This window comes from Dietzia sp. E1 (assembly GCF_014145015.1).
GTDB lineage: Bacteria > Actinomycetota > Actinomycetes > Mycobacteriales > Mycobacteriaceae > Dietzia > Dietzia cinnamea_A.
The window spans coordinates 1-2,430 of record NZ_JAALDU010000314.1 but is presented as its reverse complement, the minus strand read 5'-3'; the positions used below and the strand labels follow the sequence as shown (position 1 = coordinate 2,430).

Here is a 2,430-nt window from a genome sequence, read left to right as displayed (position 1 = left end):
CGTCGCGCAGGCGGGAGAACAGGCCACCGCGGCGGGCGGTGTCCTCGTTGACGACCTCGGCCGAGTCACCGTCGAGGCGGCGCAGCTGCTCCACGAGGTCGCGGCGCTTGCGGTCCAGCCTCTCCGGGATGACGACCTCCATGTGGACCGTCAGGTCACCCGCGCCACCACCGCGGACGCGGGGCATGCCGCGCCCGGTGAGGGTGACGGTGTGGCCGGGTTGCGTGCCGGCCGGGATCTCGATCTGCAGGGGTTCGCCCACCACCGTCTCGAGCTCGACCTCGCCGCCGAGGATCGCGTCGACCACCGGCACGCGGACCGTGCAGTGCAGGTCCTCGCCGTCGCGGACGAACACCGGGTGGGTGCGCTCGTTGACCTCGATGTAGAGGTCACCGGCCGGCCCGCCGCCGGGGCCGACCTCGCCCTGCCCCGCCAGACGGATGCGCATGCCGCCGCCGACGCCGGCGGGGATCTTGGCCGAGACGGTGCGGCGCTTGCGGACGCGGCCCTGGCCGGTGCACTCACCACACGGGTCGGTGATGATCTCGCCCGTACCCGCGCAGGTCGGGCAGGGACGGCTGGTCATGATGTTGCCCAGGAGCGATCGCTGGACGGACTGGATCTCACCCTGGCCCTGGCACATCCCGCAGGTGGCCGGCGGCTTGTCGCTGGCCGAGCCCTTGCCGTGGCACGTCTCGCACAGCACGGCGGTGTCGACCTGGATCTCCTTGGTGACGCCGGTGGCGCACTCGTCCAGGCCGAGGGTGACGCGGATGAGTGCGTCGGAACCGGGCTGGACGCGGCTGCGGGGGCCGCGTCCACCGCCTCCGGCCCCGCCGCCGAAGAACGCCTCGAAGACGTCACCGAGTCCGCCGCTGCCGAAGCCCCCGCCGAAACCGCCGCCGTAGCCACCGCCACCGCCGGACGAGTCGAGCGGGTCGCCGCCCATGTCGACGATGCGGCGCTTCTCCGGGTCGGTGAGGACCTCGTAGATCGCGGTGATCTCGCTGAACTTCTCACGCGCCTCGTCCGACGGGTTGACGTCGGGGTGGAGCTCGCGGGCGAGCTTGCGGTAGGCGCGCTTGATCTCGGACTCCGAGGCGCCCCTATCGACCCCGAGGGTCCCGTAGTAGTCGCGTGACACGTGTGGCCTTTCGTCGTGAGGAAGATCTGATCGCAGCGGGAAGCGTACGGGCGTCAACGCCCGGTGAGGAGTTCGCCCACGTAGTGGGCAACAGCGGCGACCGAGGCGATTGTTCCCGGGTAGTCCATCCGAGTGGGTCCGAGCACCCCCATCCCGCCGAACGTCTGCCCCTCCGCGCCGTACTGCGAGGACACCACCGAGGCACCGCGGATCTCGGCGGCCTGGGTCTCCTCGCCGATCTGCACGGTCACCCCGCCGGGGCCGCCCCGGCCCACGGAGTGGGCGGCGGTGAGCAGTCGCAGGATCACCACCTGTTCCTCGAGGGCCTCGAGGACCGAGCGCAGGGAGCCGTCGAAGTCGGCGGCGCTGCGGGTGAGGTTGGCGGTGCCGCCCAGGACGATGCGGTCGTCGGGGTGCTCGACGAGCGTCTCCACCAGCACGGTCACGCAGCGCTCCACGGCGTCGCGGTACTCGGGGCGGGCGCGCTCGCCGGTCGCGGCCAGAGCGTCCGAGGCGTCGGACAGGCGCTTGTCGGCGACGGCCTCGGACAGCAGGCCGCGCAGCTCGCCGAGGTGCTCGTCGGTGAGCGGGGCGGCCAGCTCGACCGTCCGCTGGTCGACACGGCCGGTGTCGGTGATGAGGACCAGCAGCAGGCGCGTGGGGGTCAGGCTCACCACCTCGAGGTGGCGCACCGTCGAGCGGCCGAGGACCGGGTACTGCACGACGGCGACCTGTCGCGTGAGCTGGGAGAGCAGGCGGGCGGCGCGCCGGAGCACGTCGTCGAGGTCGACCGCGCCCTCGAGGAACGCCCGGATCGCCCGCTTCTCGGCGCGCGAGAGCGGGGTGATCTCCTCGATCGAGTCGACGAAGTGACGGTAGCCCTTCTCCGTGGGCACGCGCCCGGAGCTGGTGTGGGGTTGGACGATGAACCCCTCGGCCTCGAGCACCGCCATGTCGTTGCGGATGGTCGCGCTGGACACGCCCAGCGAGTGGCGGTCGACGAGGGCCTTGGACCCGACCGGTTCGTGGGAGGCGATGTAGTCGGAGACGATCGCGCGCAAGACCTCGGTCCTACGATCGGCCGTACTCGACATACCCGCTCCTCCCCTGTGCCCGTTGTTCTGCCGATTCTATGCCAGTTCCTGCACTGATGGCCCAGTCGGCGGCGTCACACGAGCACGTCGCGGACGACGCCGTCGGCGAGCAGACGGCCCGCCTCGGTCAGCGCGTACCCGGGCCCGGCGGGGTCGTCGGCCGCCCGGCGGCGCAGCAGCCCGGCCGCCACG

At 72.2% G+C, this 2,430-nt stretch carries 2 protein-coding genes; both read right to left on the bottom strand.

Going from position 1 to position 2,430, the window contains the following annotated elements; all coding sequences use genetic code 11:
- Positions 1-1,144: molecular chaperone DnaJ (dnaJ, locus tag G6030_RS10785; protein WP_182643120.1), on the bottom strand; the 1,144-nt coding region annotated here is incomplete at its 3' end.
- 53 nt (positions 1,145-1,197) lie between these two features.
- Positions 1,198-2,238, bottom strand: coding sequence for a heat-inducible transcriptional repressor HrcA (gene hrcA, locus G6030_RS10780; protein WP_007626436.1), 1,041 nt, complete (start codon positions 2,236-2,238; stop codon positions 1,198-1,200).
- Between the last annotated feature and the right edge of the window lie 192 nt (positions 2,239-2,430).

Excerpts from the sequence above, each read along its gene's own strand:
- hrcA (WP_007626436.1), bottom strand. The coding sequence starts at position 2,238 with ATGTCGAGTACGGCCGATCGTAGGACCGAGGTCTTGCGCGCGATCGTC.